Origin of the sequence: Microcystis flos-aquae FACHB-1344, assembly GCF_014698375.1 — a bacterium.
In the GTDB taxonomy this organism is placed as follows: Bacteria; Cyanobacteriota; Cyanobacteriia; order Cyanobacteriales; family Microcystaceae; genus Microcystis; species Microcystis aeruginosa.
The window spans coordinates 1-14,759 of sequence record NZ_JACJSW010000092.1; the positions used below are offsets into that span (position 1 = coordinate 1).

Consider the following 14,759-nt stretch of genomic DNA (forward strand, 5'->3'; position numbering starts at 1 on the left):
TTCTGATTCGAGAGGATTTTTCACTGATTATTTTATCTAAACCTAATTTTTTAATCGTCTCTAAAATAGCCATCACATGACCATGAGGAAGACTTCTAATCACTTCAAAATGATTGGGAATGCCTTCATTCATGGACAGTGTTGCTCCTTTAAGAGCCAGTTTTAGATTGTCGATAATATCATCGGGTAATTTTGAGAGGTTGGCAAGGGTTCTTTTTTTGACTTGATCTCCTTCTCGATAGGACTCACGAAGAAGAACAGCGGGAGGGGAATTACGGTTAGGAACTTTTTCTATATACATGACTACCATTCTAGCAAATAGAGAGAATTCTTGTCCATTAAGAAATGTTACAAATTACATGGGTACATTAAGAAAAGTTAAGGGGGTACATCCATTGATGGATAAGGGTTTTGGGCTATTATGGTATATATGTATGGGGGAAGTTCAGATATAGAACCGCATGAAAAAGTGAATTAGTATTTGGCAGATCGATAAAAATAATCAAAAAGCTAATTTTGTTACTCTTTACTACGATAAAATTAAGGAGTATGAATAATGCAACCCGTCCAACTTTTTCAACAAGTCAAATTATGTAGAGATGTCCCCGACACTATTTTTAAAAAAGGTGATCAGGGAACAATTGTTGAATATTTACCTCCTAAGGAACAACAATCAGAAGCAGGTTATCTGTTATCTGTTATCTGTTATCTGTTATCTGTTATCTGTTATCGGTTATCGTGTTATCGTGTTATCGTGTTATCGGTTATCTCCTAGAAATGTTTGACAATAACGAAACCATTGACGTGATAGCGGTTCCCGTTTCTTGGATAACTTCTATTAACTAACGATTAGCAAAAATTCAGGCTACATTAGAAGAAGATTAGAAACTCTTGATCACCTATACCAACCATGAAAATTAAAGCAATTCTCAAAATTTAACTTTTTATCCAAATAGGAGAAATTTCATGAGTACCACCATCAATCTTCAAATCACTTTTGAATCTCTAACCGAAGCCATTAAATCCCTTGACTTAACGCAAAAACAACAATTATTAGAAATACTAGAACAACAAATTTTTCAAGCAGAAGAAACTTCCTATCAAGACGACGAGGAAACCTTAGCAGAACTTCAACAAGTTCGGGATGAATATCAATCAGGCGACTATGTGACCCTTGAACAATACTTGAGCAAGGATTAAATCACAATGGATTATAGTATTAAAATCTCTAAATCTGTACAAAAACAGATTGATAACTTACCTAATCCCATCAAAAGTCGTATTCTTGAAAAAATCAAAGATTTATCAGTAGAACCTCGTCCCCCTGGTGTAGTCAAATTAAAAAATTCTGATTATGAATACCGTTTGCGTGTTGGTGACTATCGAGTTCGCTATGAAATTGATGACCCAAAACAGGTAATACTCATCTTGCAATGTAAACATCGAAGAGATGTCTATCGCTAATAATTTAGAAACATTGCGCTACTTCAAATCCGAATTGGTGTTTCTCGCCGAAATCGCCCACAAAACCAATCGCCCTCAACTTGCCCTCAGCCATTGCCAACAAGCGCTTGAATTATGCCAAGAATTGGGGATTCCCTTGGTTAAATATTGTGAGGAACTGTTAGGGCAAATTCAGGCTACGTTAGAGAATAATTAAGGTAAATTATTATCTCAAAAATTAATATTTAACTGAACAAAGCTATGATAAAACTAACTTTAAACGAAGCCCAAAGTCAACTACCTGACCTCCTTAAAGCTGCCTCAAAAGGTGAACAAGTTATTATCCAGAATCATGAGGGTCAAGACTTTCAACTCATTTCTCTTCCTACTACTATTAAAAATCCCCAATATGGAAGCGCAAAAGGCATCGTTAAAATGCTTGACAATTTTGATGATCCCATCGAAGAATTTGAGGAATATATGCCATGAAAATTTTAATGGATACCCACGCCTTTTTATGGTTTATCGAAGGTGATAATAATCTTAGTGATGCTGCCCGTTCTCTGATCGAAAATAATCAATATCAAAAACGATTAAGTATCGCTAGTCTCTGGGAAATGTCCATCAAAGCCAGCCTTAACAGATTAGAATTAAAGACAACTTTCCCAAATTTAATTCAAAATTATGTTTATGGTAATGGCTTTGATATACTATCTATTAACGCCGAACATCTCGAACAACTCAAGAGACTCCCTTACTACCATAAAGATCCTTTTGATCGCCTAATAATCGCTCAAAGCTTAACTGAAAATATTCCGATTCTCACTAAAGATGAGTTATTTAAGCGATATACTGAAAATTTATTGTGGTAAACCTGAAAAGAAGAAACTTTAGCAAATTAATCACAAAAACTAACAGGCAAACTTTAAACCTTATTGATTTTCCATGCAAAACCCAATTAACCTCACTATTGAGCGCTTTCAAGAAAACGGACAAGATTACTATGTCGCCACCAGTCCCGATATACAAGGACTTGTCGCTGAAGCTGATACAATAGATGCCGTCATTGATATTGCCAAAGACTTAATTCCCATCCTATTAGAATTGGAAACAAAGGAGTGTGAATAATGCAAACCGTCCACAAAATGAGGAACAATTAATTATGAACATCAAAGATTATCCCTTTGCTCAAGACTTGATTACGGATAATCAAGGTCAGATACAGCAAGTTATCATTAATTTTGAAGATTATCAACAAATAATAGAAACCTATGAAGATACTGGACTCTATTGCGCCATGATAGACGTTAAAGATGAAACTCCCTTAACTTTGGAGGAAGCTTTAATTGAATTAGAAAAAGAATGAAAATTAACTATCTTCCTACTTTTATCAAGGAACTTAAAGATTTAAAAAGTACCTCCCCTTACTCAGTCATAAAAAATCTTGTCTTTACTGATATTTTAGCAGTTAAGCAGCTAAGTGAAATTAACAACCTTAAAAAATTAAAAGGAGAATATAATGCCTATCGTATCCGAATTCGTGATTATAGAATTGTTTTTTTTGTTGAAGAAGATACAATTACATTTGCTCGTGTTCTTCATCGTCGAGAATTCTATAGTTATTTCCCGTAAAATTTCGGTAGATAAAGAATCATTGAAAAGCCTTTGTCGAAATAGCCCACAAAATGAATCACTGCGATCGCGCTTTCAACTACTGCCAACAAGTGCTTGAATTATGCCAAGAATTGGGGATTACCTTGTTTAAAAATTGTGAGGAACTGTTAGGGCAAATTCAGGTTACATTAGAAGAAGATTAGAAACTCTTGATCACCTATACCAACCATGAAAATTAAAGCAATTCTCAAAATTTAACTTTTTATCCAAATAGGAGAAATTTCATGAGTACCACCATCAATCTTCAAATCACTTTTGAATCTCTAACCGAAGCGATTAAATCCCTTGACTTAACGCAAAAACAACAATTATTAGAAATACTAGAACAACAAATTTTTCAAGCAGAAGAAACTTCCTATCAAGACGACGAGGAAACCTTAGCAGAACTTCAACAAGTTCGGGATGAATATCAATCAGGCGACTATGTGACCCTTGAACAATACTTGAGCAAGGATTAAATCACAATGGATTATAGTATTAAAATCTCTAAATCTGTACAAAAACAGATTGATAACTTACCTAATCCCATCAAAAGTCGTATTCTTGAAAAAATCAAAGATTTATCAGTAGAACCTCGTCCCCCTGGTGTAGTCAAATTAAAAAATTCTGATTATGAATACCGTTTGCGTGTTGGTGACTATCGAGTTCGCTATGAAATTGATGACCCAAAACAGGTAATACTCATCTTGCAATGTAAACATCGAAGAGATGTCTATCGCTAATAATTTAGAAACATTGCGCTACTTCAAATCCGAATTGGTGTTTCTCGCCGAAATCGCCCACAAAACTAATCGCCCTGAACTTGCTCTCAACTACTGCCAACAAGCGCTTGAATTATGCCAAGAACTGGGGATTCCCTTGGTTAAAGATTGTGAGGAACTGTTAGGACAAATTCAGGGAAACTTAGTAGATTCAGACAATAAATTAAAGTAACCCTGAGAAAATTTCAGTTTTTATCTATAAAAAACAATGCCTGCCAAAGATATTTTTCATGACTGTGTAAAACACGCCCTAATCAAAGACGGCTGGACAATTACCCATGACCCCCTACGGATTCGTTTAACAAGAGGTAAAAACCTGTTTGTTGATTTGGGAGCAGAAAGACTATTAGCCGCAGAAAAGGGAACAGAAAAAATAGCCGTTGAAATTAAGAGCTTTACTCGTCCCTCTGATATGAAAGACCTTGAAGAGGCAGTTGGTCAATTTGTCGTTTATACCCATCTTTTAAGGCGTTATTATCCCGAATATAAACTATTTTTGGCTGTTAGCGAAAACACCTGCAAAACAGTATTTGAAGAAGAAGCAGGTCAAACCTTAATTGAAGATGGTATTATTCAGTTATTTAGTTTTGATCCCAACCAGGAGGTAATTGTACGATGGATTCCTTAATTGCCCAATATCGGCAAATTATTGAAAAAACATTCCAAGATTATGCCGACTTCCTCGACACCGATCGCCAAATCCAAATCGAATTAGTCCTAGATCAAACCCGCGATCGCTATTTATTGGTTGAAACAGGTTGGCAAAATGGTTATCGAATCTACGGAACCCTATTACATATTGATATTATTGATCAAAAAATTTGGATTCAACACGACGGAACTGAGGATGGTATTGCCGATGAATTAGTAGCCGCAGGAATCCCTCAAAACCAGATTATTTTAGCCTTTAAATCCCCTGAAATTAGACCCTATACAGGCTTTGCTGTCGCTTAACGTTCAAATATGATGGACAATTCTCAAGACCGCGATTGCGCTCTCAACTACTGCCAACAAGCCCTTAAATTCCCCCAGGAGCCAGGCATTCCCCTAATAAAAGACGGAGAGGAACTCCTCGTAAAAATGGTTCTTCGGTTTGTCTTATGCAACAGACAGGATTATAAGAGATGAAACCCCTATAGAGAAAAACATTGCTGCGATTTTTGTTAATTGTTTTCGCTCTAGAATGAACTATACTTTAGACGTTCATAATCTGAGATTTATTAAACTTCTGAAATCGGAGAGTGAGCAAGGAATCAAGTTCTTTTTTAGGTTTCAGATGGGCATCATTCAGACATCCATAAATAGCCGAAGAAAACTCAGAAAAGTTTTCAATCCCTCGTTGCAAGGGTCTCCCTTGTAACGCATTTCCAGAGGTTCTACCTCTTGTGTAACCCATCAGGGAAGGGAGGGAGACCCTCCCTTTTCTCAATAGACCACACCAGAGGCGAAATCGCCTACTTTTGACCGTTACCCTGCATAGCTAAAACCGCATCGCGCAGTTTATCCGGCACTTCTTGCAGGTGATCCTCATCCCACTGGAAGAAACCGACACCCATAGTCAAAGAACGCAATTCAACGATAAAATCGTGCATTTCCGCTTGGGGGAGATGGGCCGTTACCTGATCCCAACCTTTCCACTCCGCAGAAGCTTCAAAACCCTGAATTTGACCGCGTTTACCACTGATTAACTGCAAAACCTTGGCGGTGTATTCTGAGGGAGCGAGAACTGTCACCGATAGAATTGGTTCTAATAAGACCGGATGACATTTAGGCAGTCCTTCCGTCATCGCTAGACGGGCCGCTTGTTTAAAAGCTTGTTCGGAACTATCGACACTGTGATAGGAACCATCGGTGAGGGTGACATCAATATCCACCACGGGGAAACCCAAAGGACCATGACCGAGATATTCCCGCACTCCCGTTTCTACCCCGGGGATATACTGTTTGGGGACGACACCACCGACGATGGTTTCATGGAAGTGGAAACCTTCCCCCCGGGGTAAGGGTTTAATATCGAGGTAAACATCGCCAAAAGCACCGTGGCCGCCGGTTTGGTGTTTATAACGTCCGTGGGATTTGGTGCTGGTTTTGATCGTTTCCTTGTAGGGAACTTGGGGTAAATGGGTGGTCATCGGTAGATTATACTTGCGCGCTAGGCGATCGAGGGCCACTTGCAGATGAATTTCTCCCTGTCCCCAGAGAATCACTTCTTTAGTGTCGCCGTGTTGTTCCCAGTAGAGGGAAGGATCTTCTTCGATCAGTTTCGTCAAAGCTGAACTTAATTTCACTTCATCCTTGCGATTTGCGGCGGCAATAGCGAGAGCAAAGACGGGTTTAAGCTGTAATCCTTTGGGAAGAGCGGGTTTTTGACTGCCGCTGCTAACCACATCTCCGGTGGCGATTCCTTCCAAACGACCGAGAGCGACAATTTCCCCCGCTTGGGCCTGCTGTAGGGGTTGTTGTTGTTGTCCCGTGAGACGATAGATACCACCAATCCGCACACCGTTCAAGGCCATGCCATCGTTAAGGGTTCCCTGCCAGATTCGCGCTAGGGACAGGCGACCGCCCTGGGGAGTAAAATAGGTTTTGAGGATTTGTACCACTGCATCTCCATCCGCACTGGGATCGAGACCGCGACGGTTGGCAGTAATTGTCGGGGCCGGTGTTTCTTCCACTAAAGCGGTGAGGAGATGACGCACACCATAGTCCCGTTCCGCCATACCGAAGAACACAGGTACTATCTGATCGGCTCCCAGTTCTTGTTTTAAGTCTTGGAGAATTTCTTCCCGGGAGGGGTTAATATCTTCGAGGAGTTCTTCTAAAAGATGATCATCAAATTCGGCGATCGTTTCTAGCATTTCTTGTCGAGCAATCTGTTCTTCTTCCTTGAGGTGGTCGGGTAAAGCTACAGGATCGGCGGGACTGTTAGCATGGTAATGATAAGCCTGTTCGTTGATTAAATCGATGAATCCGATAATTTCGTTGTTCTGACGGATAGGATATTGCTGGGGAACGAGGGGACGACTAGAAACGGATTTGAGAGCTTGTAGGACTTCGTTAAAGTGACTATTACAGCGATCCATCTTGTTGATGAAGATTAGATGCGGAATTTCCCAATCATCAAGGAATTTTAGCAAGGGAGCCAGGGTGAGAACTCGATCGACCACCGGTTCACAAACGATAATAGCAGCACCGGCCCCGACGAGGGCATTATAGGTTTCACTGGCAAATTCGATCGAACCGGGGCAATCGAGAAAGGTAAAATTTAGGTCTTGGTATTGACTATGGGCAACGGAAACTTCTACACTCATCTGTCGATCCCGCGCTTGCGTGGAACTATCAGCGACGGTATTGCGATCGCTAATTTTACCTTTTCTGGTGATGGCTCCTGTGACGAAAAGTAAACTTTCCAGTAAGGAGGTTTTTCCACTGGAGTAGGGGCCGACAAGGGCCACATTACGGGTGTTTGCTCCGATACTTTGATTCATACAGATACCCCCAAGAATGATTTAGTGATTAGTTGCGGCGATTGGGCGATATTTACACTCGATCGCCCTAGGAAATATACTGTCATAGCACTGAAAATTACTCTCAGGACGTAGTTAGAAGCGAAAGGCCTGTCTTGCCATAATTTTGCCCAGTGCTACAGGTGTATTCTTTCTTACTCTTCACCCTAACTCAGTCTCAAGCATCACATCCCATTCTCGCAATCTCTTGTAAAGTCTCGCCTACTTTTAGTTAAGGAACTTGAATAAATGTTAACTAGGGTTTGCTAAATAAGTTTTTCGTGGGTGTGGGGTGTGGGGTGTGGGGTGTGGGGAAATGGGGAAATGGGGAAATGGGGAAATGGGGAGAATAAATAAAAATAATCTCCTGTCTCCTGAATCGGAGTCTCCTGAATCGGAGTCTCCTACCTCCAGGAAAAATTTTTTCAGCAAATGTTAACTAAGCTGTTGACTATCGAGAGTCTTTCGCATCAACCGGACTCACAAAAACGAGATGCAGCCTGATATAGTGAGAGGTCGGGATGATGTTTATCAAGCAATTTTTATGTTAAAAGCTGGAATCGTGGGACTGCCAAATGTGGGTAAATCGACCCTATTTAACGCTCTGGTGGCTAATGCCAAGGCCGAGGCCGCTAATTTCCCCTTTTGTACCATTGAACCGAATGTGGGTGTGGTATCCGTCCCCGATGAACGTCTGGAGGTTTTGGCTAAAATCTCTAATTCTGAGAAAATCGTGCCGACGCGGATTGAATTTGTCGATATTGCCGGATTAGTCAAGGGTGCGAGTCGCGGGGAAGGATTGGGTAATCAATTTTTGGCTAATATCCGGGAAGTGGACGCGATCGTTCATGTGGTGCGCTGTTTTGATAATGATGATATTATTCATGTTTCCGGTTCCGTGGATCCGGCCCGGGATATCGAGGTGATTAATCTAGAGTTAGCTCTGGCGGATTTGGGACAGGTGGAGAAGCGGGTGGAACGTTTACGCAAACAGGCGAAAAATAGCAAGGAAGCCGCCGAAGAATTGGCTATCCTTGAAAAAATCCTAATTTGTCTTAATGACGGTATTTCGGCGCGAAAAGTGGATTTAAGCAAAGAGGAAGAAGAATTAATTAAAAATCTCGGTTTATTGAGTCGTAAACCGATTATTTATGCCGCTAATGTGAGCGAAGATGATCTGGCCACGGGTAATGATTGGGTAGAAAGTGTCCGTCAAATTGCCCAAGAGGAACAGGCCAAAGTTGTGATCGTTTCTGCTCAAGTGGAATCGGAATTAGTGGAATTGTCGGAGGAAGAAAGAAAAGATTTTCTCGGTTCTTTAGGAGTAGAAGAAGGGGGATTAAAATCTTTAATTAAAGCTACCTACGAGTTATTAGGACTGCGTACCTATCTCACCACCGGTCCCCAAGAAACCCGCGCATGGACGATTATTTCTGGGATGAAAGCACCCCAAGCAGCCGGAGTTATTCACTCGGATTTTGAACGGGGTTTTATTCGTGCGGAAACCGTGTCTTATCAGGATTTAGTTAATAGTGGCACGATGAGCGCAGCCAAAGAAAAAGGTTTAGTCAGAAGTGAAGGCAAGGAATACATTGTTCAAGAAGGTGATGTTTTACTATTCCGTTTTAATGTATAGCTAAAATGAGTCAGGTGGGTGGCACTCACCTGATCAAAAGGTTGAATTTGGCGTTGTCAATAGCTGTAGGGCTAATTCATGAATTAGCCCTACAATTGGCGCTAATTCATGAATTAGCCCTACAATAGGCTTTGTCAAATTGAAAGATGCTCCGAATTTCTGTCATCAACAATCTCTCAGCTTTTTTTACTCACTTTGGTTAACATTAAACTGAATTTTTTATCTCTTGACATCCTCTAATTTATATTCTATAATTAGGTACAAGGCCAAGTTCTTGTTTAATCAAGATGGCGATTATCTCTGTCCACTAAAAGACTGGTTTGGTAGGAATGCAGTCGAGGCTAAAAATATTCTATCTATTCAACAACCCGCAAGGGGAAACGGTCAAATCAAGCGCAGTAAATGAAAGAGCAAGGATTGTTATTTTCCGAAGATAGCCTGTTACCTGAAAAACTCCCGCAAATTCAGGAATTACGACCTTCTAACAATCTTTCCGCAGTTTTTGAAGAGTGCCATAATTATATTTACGCCAACGAAGGAATGCTCAAAGACAAGATTTTTCACGAGATGGTTAAACTAATCATCATCAAACTTCATGATGAAAAATCTGCCAAGCAATCTGTAAATTTTGGCGTTACAGCAAGTGAATATAAAGCCATCGTAGCAAATAAGTCCGATGAATTTATGTCGCGTCTTAGTCAATTATTTACCTCAATCAAGAATCATTATCGGGGATTTTTCACCGATGACACATTCAAGTTAAAACCTTTAACTCTTGCTTATATTGTAGGCAGGTTACAGTACATTAATTTAACTAAAACATCTGGAGATATAAAAGGTGAAGCCTTCCAGACTTTTGTAAATAGACACCAGCGTGGAGATAGGGGAGAATTTTTTACGCCTCATCCAATTGTCCGTCTTGCGGTTGAAATGATAGACCCCAAACCAAACGAAAAAATTATAGATCCTGCTTGCGGAAGTGGTGGTTTTTTAATTCAAGCAATCAACCATGTTCGACAAAATAATCCAGAGTTCAATATAGCAAGTTTTGTGCAAGAAAGTATTACAGGAATTGAATTTAATCCCGATGTCGCCCTTTCGGGAATGATTCGTTTAGTTTTTGAAGGTGGCACAGGTTCAGAAATTATCTGCACTAATGCGCTTATCGAAGATGAAAAATTAAATAATTCTTTTGATGTTATCTTGACCAATCCTCCTTTCGGAAATAAAGGCAAAGTAGAAGACCAGAAAATTCTTAAATCATATCTTCTCGCCAGGAAATGGCATAAATCAGCGTCCAATGGTTGGGAAGTTTCCCCAACCGTTTTAGCGGGTCAGTCGCCCGATATTTTATTTATTGAGAAATCTATAAAATTATTGCGGGTAGGTGGGCGCATGGCGATTATTCTGCCCGATGGTCTATTACAAAATATCTCTAATGGACCGATTCGCCATTGGTTGCGCTCCCAAACAAAAATATTAGGTGTTGTTTCCATACCGCCGGAAGCCTTTGTACCCTACGGCACTGGAATCAAGACATCACTTTTGGTAGTTCAAAAATTACCAGCAAACCATGATTCTTGTTTTATGGCACAAATCAAAAAAATAGGCTATGACGTTAAAGGACAAACAATATATAAGCGCAACGAGTCGGGAGTTATAGCCCGAACAAAATCAGGTTTGCCAATAGTTGACGATGATATAGATGATATTTCTCAATCTTTTAGGTCATTTATCAATGGGGAATTTGCACAAAACAGCGATTGTATTTATACAGTTAAGAATACCCTGCTCAATTCGAGACTGGATGCCGAACATTATTTACCCAATGACCAAAAATTATTAGAACATCTAAAATCTATTGGGGCGAAACCTTTAGGTGAAATTGCCGATATTTTGAGAGCTGCGGCTGATTTTCGTTTAGCTAGGGATAGTGAAATTAGATATATCGCCATTTCCGATGTTGATTACCGTACAATGCAAGTTGTTTCTCAACAAATAATTAAGGCACATGAGGCCCCATCTCGCGCAACTTATAGATTGTACAAAGGCGATATTATTACAGCAATTTCAGGAGCAAGTACGGGAACACCACGCCAAGCAACAGCCCTAATCACGGAAGATGAAGACGGAGCAATTTGCTCAAATGGATTTTCAGTATTAAGAAATATTCAGGGAGTCGAGCCTTTGTTTTTATTAGTATATATGCGAACAGACTTTTTTTTGCGTCAGATTAAAAGGTACATGACAGGTCATGCCATTCCTACTATTTTAGTAGATGATTTGTCAAAAGTTTTAGTGCCTATTCCACCCCAATCTGAACAGCAGAGAATAGCAAAAAGTATGACCGAAATTCAAGCAATTAGAAAAGAAGCGTTAAAAGCAAGTGAGAATGTGGTTAACGAAATGAGTCTTTTACTTGGCCAATTTGAGTAAGGCAAAAAGCAGGTTAAGCTTAGAACAAGTCTTAATACTAAATCTGGTTATTAAACACTGATTATCTATTACCACTTTTGCCTGTCCTGATATGTAGCCTATACTCAACGGATTTAGTATCAGTTGCTAGTCGGGGAGAAGAATGTAAAGAATTATTAAATTGTAGCTTTTGCTACAGTTGTGGGGGGGGGAATGTGTAGTGTTTTGTTGTCCGCCTTTTGTCATAGGTTAGGCTGTTGCTTGACCAAGCAAGCTGCAAGGAAGACGATAGTTGCATCCAGTTACCCGTTTGCTCAATCAAGATGATTAAAAACCGATTAATTCCCACCCTAGCTTTAGCTGGCGCAACTTCTCTCGCTGCTATGCTCACTCCTGTGGCGGCAACGGCCGTTACTTTTACTGTTAACCGCAGTTGGAGTCAATCAGGTAATAACGCTTCTTTGGTGGGAACCGTAGATGTGCCAATAGGTAGCTATACTATCCAGGATGGTACTCCCAATCCCTTTACCAACGTTAACCTTACCTTGACAGTTAATAGTAATCCTTTTACTTTAAATACTGCGGACACTTCTTTTATTTACGGAACAGGGCAATTTTTGGTTAATGCCACATCTTCAACGTTAACTTTTAATACAGCTAATGCTGATGGGGGTAACCCGGCTAATTTAACGTTTGTGAACTCGTTCACGGGTCTCAGTGCTCCACGTTATCTAATTGGTTCTGATGGTGCTCCTGGTTTTGAAATCGCCATCGATACATCACCAGATGTAGGTGCTTTATTAGCTTTCCCCGTAACTTTTGGGACAGTACAAACAGTCCAACAAGTACCTGAACCCGCCTCCCTCTTTGGTCTTGGAGTCCTCGGTACTCTCGGCGCAGCTTCAACCCTCAAACGCAAACTGAAGCCATCCAAATCAGCCGAAAAAGAAACCACAAAAGTTGGCTAAATTGCTCACAAAAAATACAATAAATGCCCCCTTGATTTAGTCAGTTGGGGGCTTTTATTTTTAGTCCATATTTCTATTCATTGATTTTTTTGATCCAATGGCAACTTTTACATCAATAGGGTCAAATTCAATGAGTATGGTGATTTTGTGCTACAATAGAGGTCTGTTAAAAGTAAAAAGAACAATCAATTAAGTAGGTAGGCGTTAAAAATTATCAGACACCCCCCTTATCAAGGGGGGCAGGGGGGATCGAACCTAAAATACATTTTTAATTTAATTATAACCAGCTACTTACCATGAATAGCAAGACAGAAATCACTATTCAAGTTCCTTTAGAAATTGCTAGATATTACGCTAAAATTAAACCCAATGACCGAGCGAACATAGAAAACAAATTAACTGAAACTATTCAATTAGAATTAGAAAAATATCGTCAAAAAGCAGCGGCGAGATTATCAACAATTATGGATCAAGCTAATGATGAAGCAGAAGCTAACGGATTAACTCCAGATATTTTAGCCTCTATTTTAGAACAAATTGAGAGTTAATCACATTACTAAAAACGGATTAGGTGTAGGGCTAATTCCGGAATTAGCCCTACAATAGGCGTTGTTATTCTGATCTGACAACGCCGATAAATCAACAGAGATTCTCAATTCGCTCGGGAAATGTGCGTCGCCAGGGCCGCCGATTGTAGGATGGGGGTAGTGGTGACGGAATCCGTCGCTAGGGTAAAGAGAGGATTGGAAAGGATACCGGCCAGGGAAGTCGCCACTAGGGAGAGGACAATACCCACCTGTAGGGGACGCATCCCGGTAAGGGTCCAATTGATAACGGGGTAATTTTTCACCGCATCGGACATCTCTTGGGGTTCCTTGACCACCATCATTTTGACCACGCGGATATAGTAGTAAATCGAGGCCACACTGGTGACTAAACCAACGAGGACGAGGGCATAAAGTCCCGCTTGCCAACCGGCCCAGAATAGATAAATCTTGCCAAAGAAGCCCGCTAGAGGCGGAATTCCCCCCAAAGAGAGCAGACAGATGCTTAAACAGAGGGTTAGCAGCGGATCTTTCTGGTAGAGTCCCGAATACTCAGCGATCTGATCGGTTCCGGTTCTCAGAGCAAAGAGAATCACACAGGCAAAAGCCCCTAGGTTCATGAACAGGTAAATTAACAGATAGAAAATCATGCTAGAGTAACCCGCGTCAGTACCGGCGGTTAAACCAATCATGACAAAACCCGCCTGACCGATCGAGGAATAGGCTAACATCCGTTTCATGCTAGTTTGGGCTAAGGCGACCACGTTGCCGAGAATCATACTCAAAATTGCTAGAGCGATAAAGATAAACCGCCATTGTTCGCTCACTAGACCGAAAACCGTCACTAAGAGGCGAATTGCTAGGGCAAAACCGGCCGCTTTGGAACCCACCGAGAGGAAAGCCACCACGGGAGTGGGTGAACCTTCGTACACATCAGGAGTCCACTGGTGAAAGGGAACCGCCGAAATTTTGAAGGCGATACCGGCAATCACAAACACTAATGCGATCGCTAAGGCCAAGGACTGACCACCGTTAACATCGGTTAATTTTTGGGCAATGGCACTTAAACTGGTTTCACCTCCGGATAAACCGTAGAGAAGGGAAACACCATAGAGGAAAATCGCCGAACTAGAAGCTCCAATTAACAGGTATTTTAAAGCGGCCTCGTTCGATCGAGGATCCCGCTTCATGTAACCGGTCATTAGATAGGAGGAAATACTGAGCATTTCTAGGGAGATGAAGATCATCACCAATTCACTAGAGCCAGATAGGAACATTCCCCCGAGGGTTGCGGTGAGCATAATGGCCAAGAATTCCGCTAGGGAGGTTCCCGCTTGTTCCACATAACGCACAGACATCAGCACTGTGGAGGCGGTAGAAAGGGCAATAATCCCCCTAAAGACGATACTGAGATTATCCCCCTCAAAAGCCCCTAAAAAGGCCACTGGTTTCGGATTGTCCCAGGTAAAGTAGAGAGCAACCACAGCAGCGAGCAGACCAGCGATCGCAACGTAGGGCAGCCAACTTCTGGCACTTCGTCCCACGATTAAATCGCCGATTAAAATCACCATCAGGGTAATAATCAGGATTCCTTCGGGCCAGATAACGCCGGCGTTTAGCTGACTGGCAACAAGACTAGAAAAATCCATATTGATTGAGGTTAAAGGAATTTGAAGTTAAAAAAGGCTTAATACAAGCTTAGGGCATTTGATCAGTGATTCAGTGATCAGTTATCAGTTATCAGTGATCAGATGTGAGTTTTCAGTTCACCGATCGCCGCTATCGGGTCAAAATATCTAAAAACCCAGATA

Annotated in this window: 20 protein-coding genes and 2 pseudogenes; 18 read left to right on the forward strand and 4 right to left on the reverse strand. The window is 40.9% G+C overall.

What is annotated here, in order from left to right; all coding sequences use genetic code 11:
* A pseudogene (locus tag H6G48_RS06955) lies at positions 1–301 on the reverse strand (IS1634 family transposase); the annotation flags it as partial.
* A 255-nt stretch (positions 302–556) separates the two neighbouring features.
* Between H6G48_RS06955 and H6G48_RS06960 the strand changes: the two are divergent.
* The 14 genes from H6G48_RS06960 (at position 557) to H6G48_RS07025 (ending at position 4,832) form a co-directional block, all read left to right on the forward strand.
* The gene (locus H6G48_RS06960) at positions 557–775 is read left to right on the forward strand and encodes a DUF4926 domain-containing protein (protein WP_242034562.1); all 219 of its coding nucleotides are present in this window, start codon (positions 557–559) and stop codon (positions 773–775) included.
* Between the two features lie 191 nt (positions 776–966).
* Positions 967–1,200 carry a hypothetical protein gene (locus tag H6G48_RS06965; RefSeq protein WP_002767942.1) on the forward strand — a complete coding sequence of 78 codons (234 nt, stop codon included), beginning with the start codon at positions 967–969 and terminating at the stop codon, positions 1,198–1,200.
* Positions 1,201–1,206: 6 nt separating this feature from the next.
* Positions 1,207–1,464 carry a type II toxin-antitoxin system RelE family toxin gene (locus tag H6G48_RS06970; protein ID WP_012267890.1) on the forward strand — a complete coding sequence of 86 codons (258 nt, stop codon included), beginning with the start codon at positions 1,207–1,209 and terminating at the stop codon, positions 1,462–1,464.
* On the forward strand, positions 1,451–1,660 hold the full coding sequence (locus tag H6G48_RS06975) for a hypothetical protein (protein ID WP_190720437.1): 210 nt from the start codon (positions 1,451–1,453) through the stop codon (positions 1,658–1,660). Before H6G48_RS06970 ends, H6G48_RS06975 begins: the two co-directional genes overlap by 14 nt.
* Positions 1,661–1,704: 44 nt before the next feature.
* The gene (locus H6G48_RS06980) at positions 1,705–1,932 is read left to right on the forward strand and encodes a type II toxin-antitoxin system Phd/YefM family antitoxin (RefSeq protein ID WP_190720440.1); all 228 of its coding nucleotides are present in this window, start codon (positions 1,705–1,707) and stop codon (positions 1,930–1,932) included.
* Positions 1,929–2,315 carry a type II toxin-antitoxin system VapC family toxin gene (locus tag H6G48_RS06985; RefSeq protein WP_190720443.1) on the forward strand — a complete coding sequence of 129 codons (387 nt, stop codon included), beginning with the start codon at positions 1,929–1,931 and terminating at the stop codon, positions 2,313–2,315. The genes H6G48_RS06980 and H6G48_RS06985 overlap by 4 nt, the downstream gene beginning before the upstream one ends.
* 73 nt (positions 2,316–2,388) lie before the next feature.
* Positions 2,389–2,571 carry a DUF1902 domain-containing protein gene (locus H6G48_RS06990; protein WP_002762135.1) on the forward strand — a complete coding sequence of 61 codons (183 nt, stop codon included), beginning with the start codon at positions 2,389–2,391 and terminating at the stop codon, positions 2,569–2,571.
* Positions 2,572–2,605: 34 nt separating this feature from the next.
* Entirely contained in the window at positions 2,606–2,809 is a 204-nt protein-coding gene (locus H6G48_RS06995) for a hypothetical protein (RefSeq protein WP_002800856.1), read from the forward strand.
* Entirely contained in the window at positions 2,806–3,075 is a 270-nt protein-coding gene (locus H6G48_RS07000; protein WP_190720446.1) for a type II toxin-antitoxin system RelE family toxin, read from the forward strand. Before H6G48_RS06995 ends, H6G48_RS07000 begins: the two co-directional genes overlap by 4 nt.
* Before the next feature lie 266 nt (positions 3,076–3,341).
* The gene (locus H6G48_RS07005) at positions 3,342–3,575 is read left to right on the forward strand and encodes a hypothetical protein (protein ID WP_002767942.1); all 234 of its coding nucleotides are present in this window, start codon (positions 3,342–3,344) and stop codon (positions 3,573–3,575) included.
* Positions 3,576–3,581: 6 nt separating this feature from the next.
* Positions 3,582–3,839, forward strand: coding sequence for a type II toxin-antitoxin system RelE family toxin (locus H6G48_RS07010; protein ID WP_012267890.1), 258 nt, complete (start codon positions 3,582–3,584; stop codon positions 3,837–3,839).
* Positions 3,826–4,050, forward strand: a complete 225-nt coding sequence (locus tag H6G48_RS07015) for a hypothetical protein (RefSeq protein ID WP_190720449.1) — start codon at positions 3,826–3,828, stop codon at positions 4,048–4,050. Before H6G48_RS07010 ends, H6G48_RS07015 begins: the two co-directional genes overlap by 14 nt.
* Before the next feature lie 36 nt (positions 4,051–4,086).
* The gene (locus H6G48_RS07020; protein ID WP_190720452.1) at positions 4,087–4,506 is read left to right on the forward strand and encodes a XisH family protein; all 420 of its coding nucleotides are present in this window, start codon (positions 4,087–4,089) and stop codon (positions 4,504–4,506) included.
* Positions 4,494–4,832, forward strand: coding sequence for a XisI protein (locus H6G48_RS07025; protein ID WP_002788474.1), 339 nt, complete (start codon positions 4,494–4,496; stop codon positions 4,830–4,832). Before H6G48_RS07020 ends, H6G48_RS07025 begins: the two co-directional genes overlap by 13 nt.
* A 241-nt stretch (positions 4,833–5,073) precedes the next feature.
* Here H6G48_RS07025 and H6G48_RS07030 read toward each other — a convergent pair.
* Both H6G48_RS07030 and H6G48_RS07035 read right to left on the reverse strand, forming a co-directional pair.
* Positions 5,074–5,211, reverse strand: a pseudogene (locus H6G48_RS07030) (IS630 family transposase); the annotation flags it as partial.
* 121 nt (positions 5,212–5,332) lie between these two features.
* Complete coding sequence (locus H6G48_RS07035; RefSeq protein WP_190720455.1) at positions 5,333–7,366, reverse strand: elongation factor G; 2,034 nt, start codon at positions 7,364–7,366, stop codon at positions 5,333–5,335.
* A 562-nt stretch (positions 7,367–7,928) separates the two neighbouring features.
* Between H6G48_RS07035 and ychF the strand changes: the two genes are divergently transcribed.
* The 4 genes from ychF (at position 7,929) to H6G48_RS07055 (ending at position 12,951) form a co-directional block, all read left to right on the forward strand.
* Complete coding sequence (gene ychF, locus H6G48_RS07040; protein ID WP_002732084.1) at positions 7,929–9,020, forward strand: redox-regulated ATPase YchF; 1,092 nt, start codon at positions 7,929–7,931, stop codon at positions 9,018–9,020.
* A 402-nt stretch (positions 9,021–9,422) separates the two neighbouring features.
* Positions 9,423–11,456 (forward strand): N-6 DNA methylase, encoded by a 2,034-nt coding sequence (locus H6G48_RS07045; RefSeq protein ID WP_190720458.1) that lies wholly within the window; start codon positions 9,423–9,425, stop codon positions 11,454–11,456.
* 302 nt (positions 11,457–11,758) lie between these two features.
* Positions 11,759–12,403, forward strand: coding sequence for a PEP-CTERM sorting domain-containing protein (locus tag H6G48_RS07050; protein ID WP_190720462.1), 645 nt, complete (start codon positions 11,759–11,761; stop codon positions 12,401–12,403).
* A gap of 296 nt (positions 12,404–12,699) precedes the next feature.
* The gene (locus H6G48_RS07055) at positions 12,700–12,951 is read left to right on the forward strand and encodes a hypothetical protein (RefSeq protein ID WP_190720465.1); all 252 of its coding nucleotides are present in this window, start codon (positions 12,700–12,702) and stop codon (positions 12,949–12,951) included.
* 104 nt (positions 12,952–13,055) lie between these two features.
* Here the strand turns inward: H6G48_RS07055 and H6G48_RS07060 are convergent, their stop codons facing one another.
* Positions 13,056–14,597: an NAD(P)H-quinone oxidoreductase subunit N gene (locus H6G48_RS07060; protein ID WP_190720468.1), complete on the reverse strand. Its 1,542-nt coding sequence runs from the start codon at positions 14,595–14,597 to the stop codon at positions 13,056–13,058.
* Positions 14,598–14,759 lie beyond the last annotated feature (162 nt).

Excerpts from the sequence above, each read along its gene's own strand:
- H6G48_RS06960 (WP_242034562.1), top strand. The coding sequence starts at position 557 with ATGCAACCCGTCCAACTTTTTCAACAAGTCAAATTATGTAGAGATGTC.
- H6G48_RS06965 (WP_002767942.1), top strand. The coding sequence starts at position 967 with ATGAGTACCACCATCAATCTTCAAATCACTTTTGAATCTCTAACCGAA.
- H6G48_RS06970 (WP_012267890.1), top strand. The coding sequence starts at position 1,207 with ATGGATTATAGTATTAAAATCTCTAAATCTGTACAAAAACAGATTGAT.
- H6G48_RS06975 (WP_190720437.1), top strand. The coding sequence starts at position 1,451 with ATGTCTATCGCTAATAATTTAGAAACATTGCGCTACTTCAAATCCGAA.
- H6G48_RS06980 (WP_190720440.1), top strand. The coding sequence starts at position 1,705 with ATGATAAAACTAACTTTAAACGAAGCCCAAAGTCAACTACCTGACCTC.
- H6G48_RS06985 (WP_190720443.1), top strand. The coding sequence starts at position 1,929 with ATGAAAATTTTAATGGATACCCACGCCTTTTTATGGTTTATCGAAGGT.
- H6G48_RS06990 (WP_002762135.1), top strand. The coding sequence starts at position 2,389 with ATGCAAAACCCAATTAACCTCACTATTGAGCGCTTTCAAGAAAACGGA.
- H6G48_RS06995 (WP_002800856.1), top strand. The coding sequence starts at position 2,606 with ATGAACATCAAAGATTATCCCTTTGCTCAAGACTTGATTACGGATAAT.
- H6G48_RS07000 (WP_190720446.1), top strand. The coding sequence starts at position 2,806 with ATGAAAATTAACTATCTTCCTACTTTTATCAAGGAACTTAAAGATTTA.
- H6G48_RS07005 (WP_002767942.1), top strand. The coding sequence starts at position 3,342 with ATGAGTACCACCATCAATCTTCAAATCACTTTTGAATCTCTAACCGAA.
- H6G48_RS07010 (WP_012267890.1), top strand. The coding sequence starts at position 3,582 with ATGGATTATAGTATTAAAATCTCTAAATCTGTACAAAAACAGATTGAT.
- H6G48_RS07015 (WP_190720449.1), top strand. The coding sequence starts at position 3,826 with ATGTCTATCGCTAATAATTTAGAAACATTGCGCTACTTCAAATCCGAA.
- H6G48_RS07020 (WP_190720452.1), top strand. The coding sequence starts at position 4,087 with ATGCCTGCCAAAGATATTTTTCATGACTGTGTAAAACACGCCCTAATC.
- H6G48_RS07025 (WP_002788474.1), top strand. The coding sequence starts at position 4,494 with ATGGATTCCTTAATTGCCCAATATCGGCAAATTATTGAAAAAACATTC.
- H6G48_RS07035 (WP_190720455.1), bottom strand. The coding sequence starts at position 7,366 with ATGAATCAAAGTATCGGAGCAAACACCCGTAATGTGGCCCTTGTCGGC.
- ychF (WP_002732084.1), top strand. The coding sequence starts at position 7,929 with ATGTTAAAAGCTGGAATCGTGGGACTGCCAAATGTGGGTAAATCGACC.
- H6G48_RS07045 (WP_190720458.1), top strand. The coding sequence starts at position 9,423 with ATGAAAGAGCAAGGATTGTTATTTTCCGAAGATAGCCTGTTACCTGAA.
- H6G48_RS07050 (WP_190720462.1), top strand. The coding sequence starts at position 11,759 with ATGATTAAAAACCGATTAATTCCCACCCTAGCTTTAGCTGGCGCAACT.
- H6G48_RS07055 (WP_190720465.1), top strand. The coding sequence starts at position 12,700 with ATGAATAGCAAGACAGAAATCACTATTCAAGTTCCTTTAGAAATTGCT.
- H6G48_RS07060 (WP_190720468.1), bottom strand. The coding sequence starts at position 14,597 with ATGGATTTTTCTAGTCTTGTTGCCAGTCAGCTAAACGCCGGCGTTATC.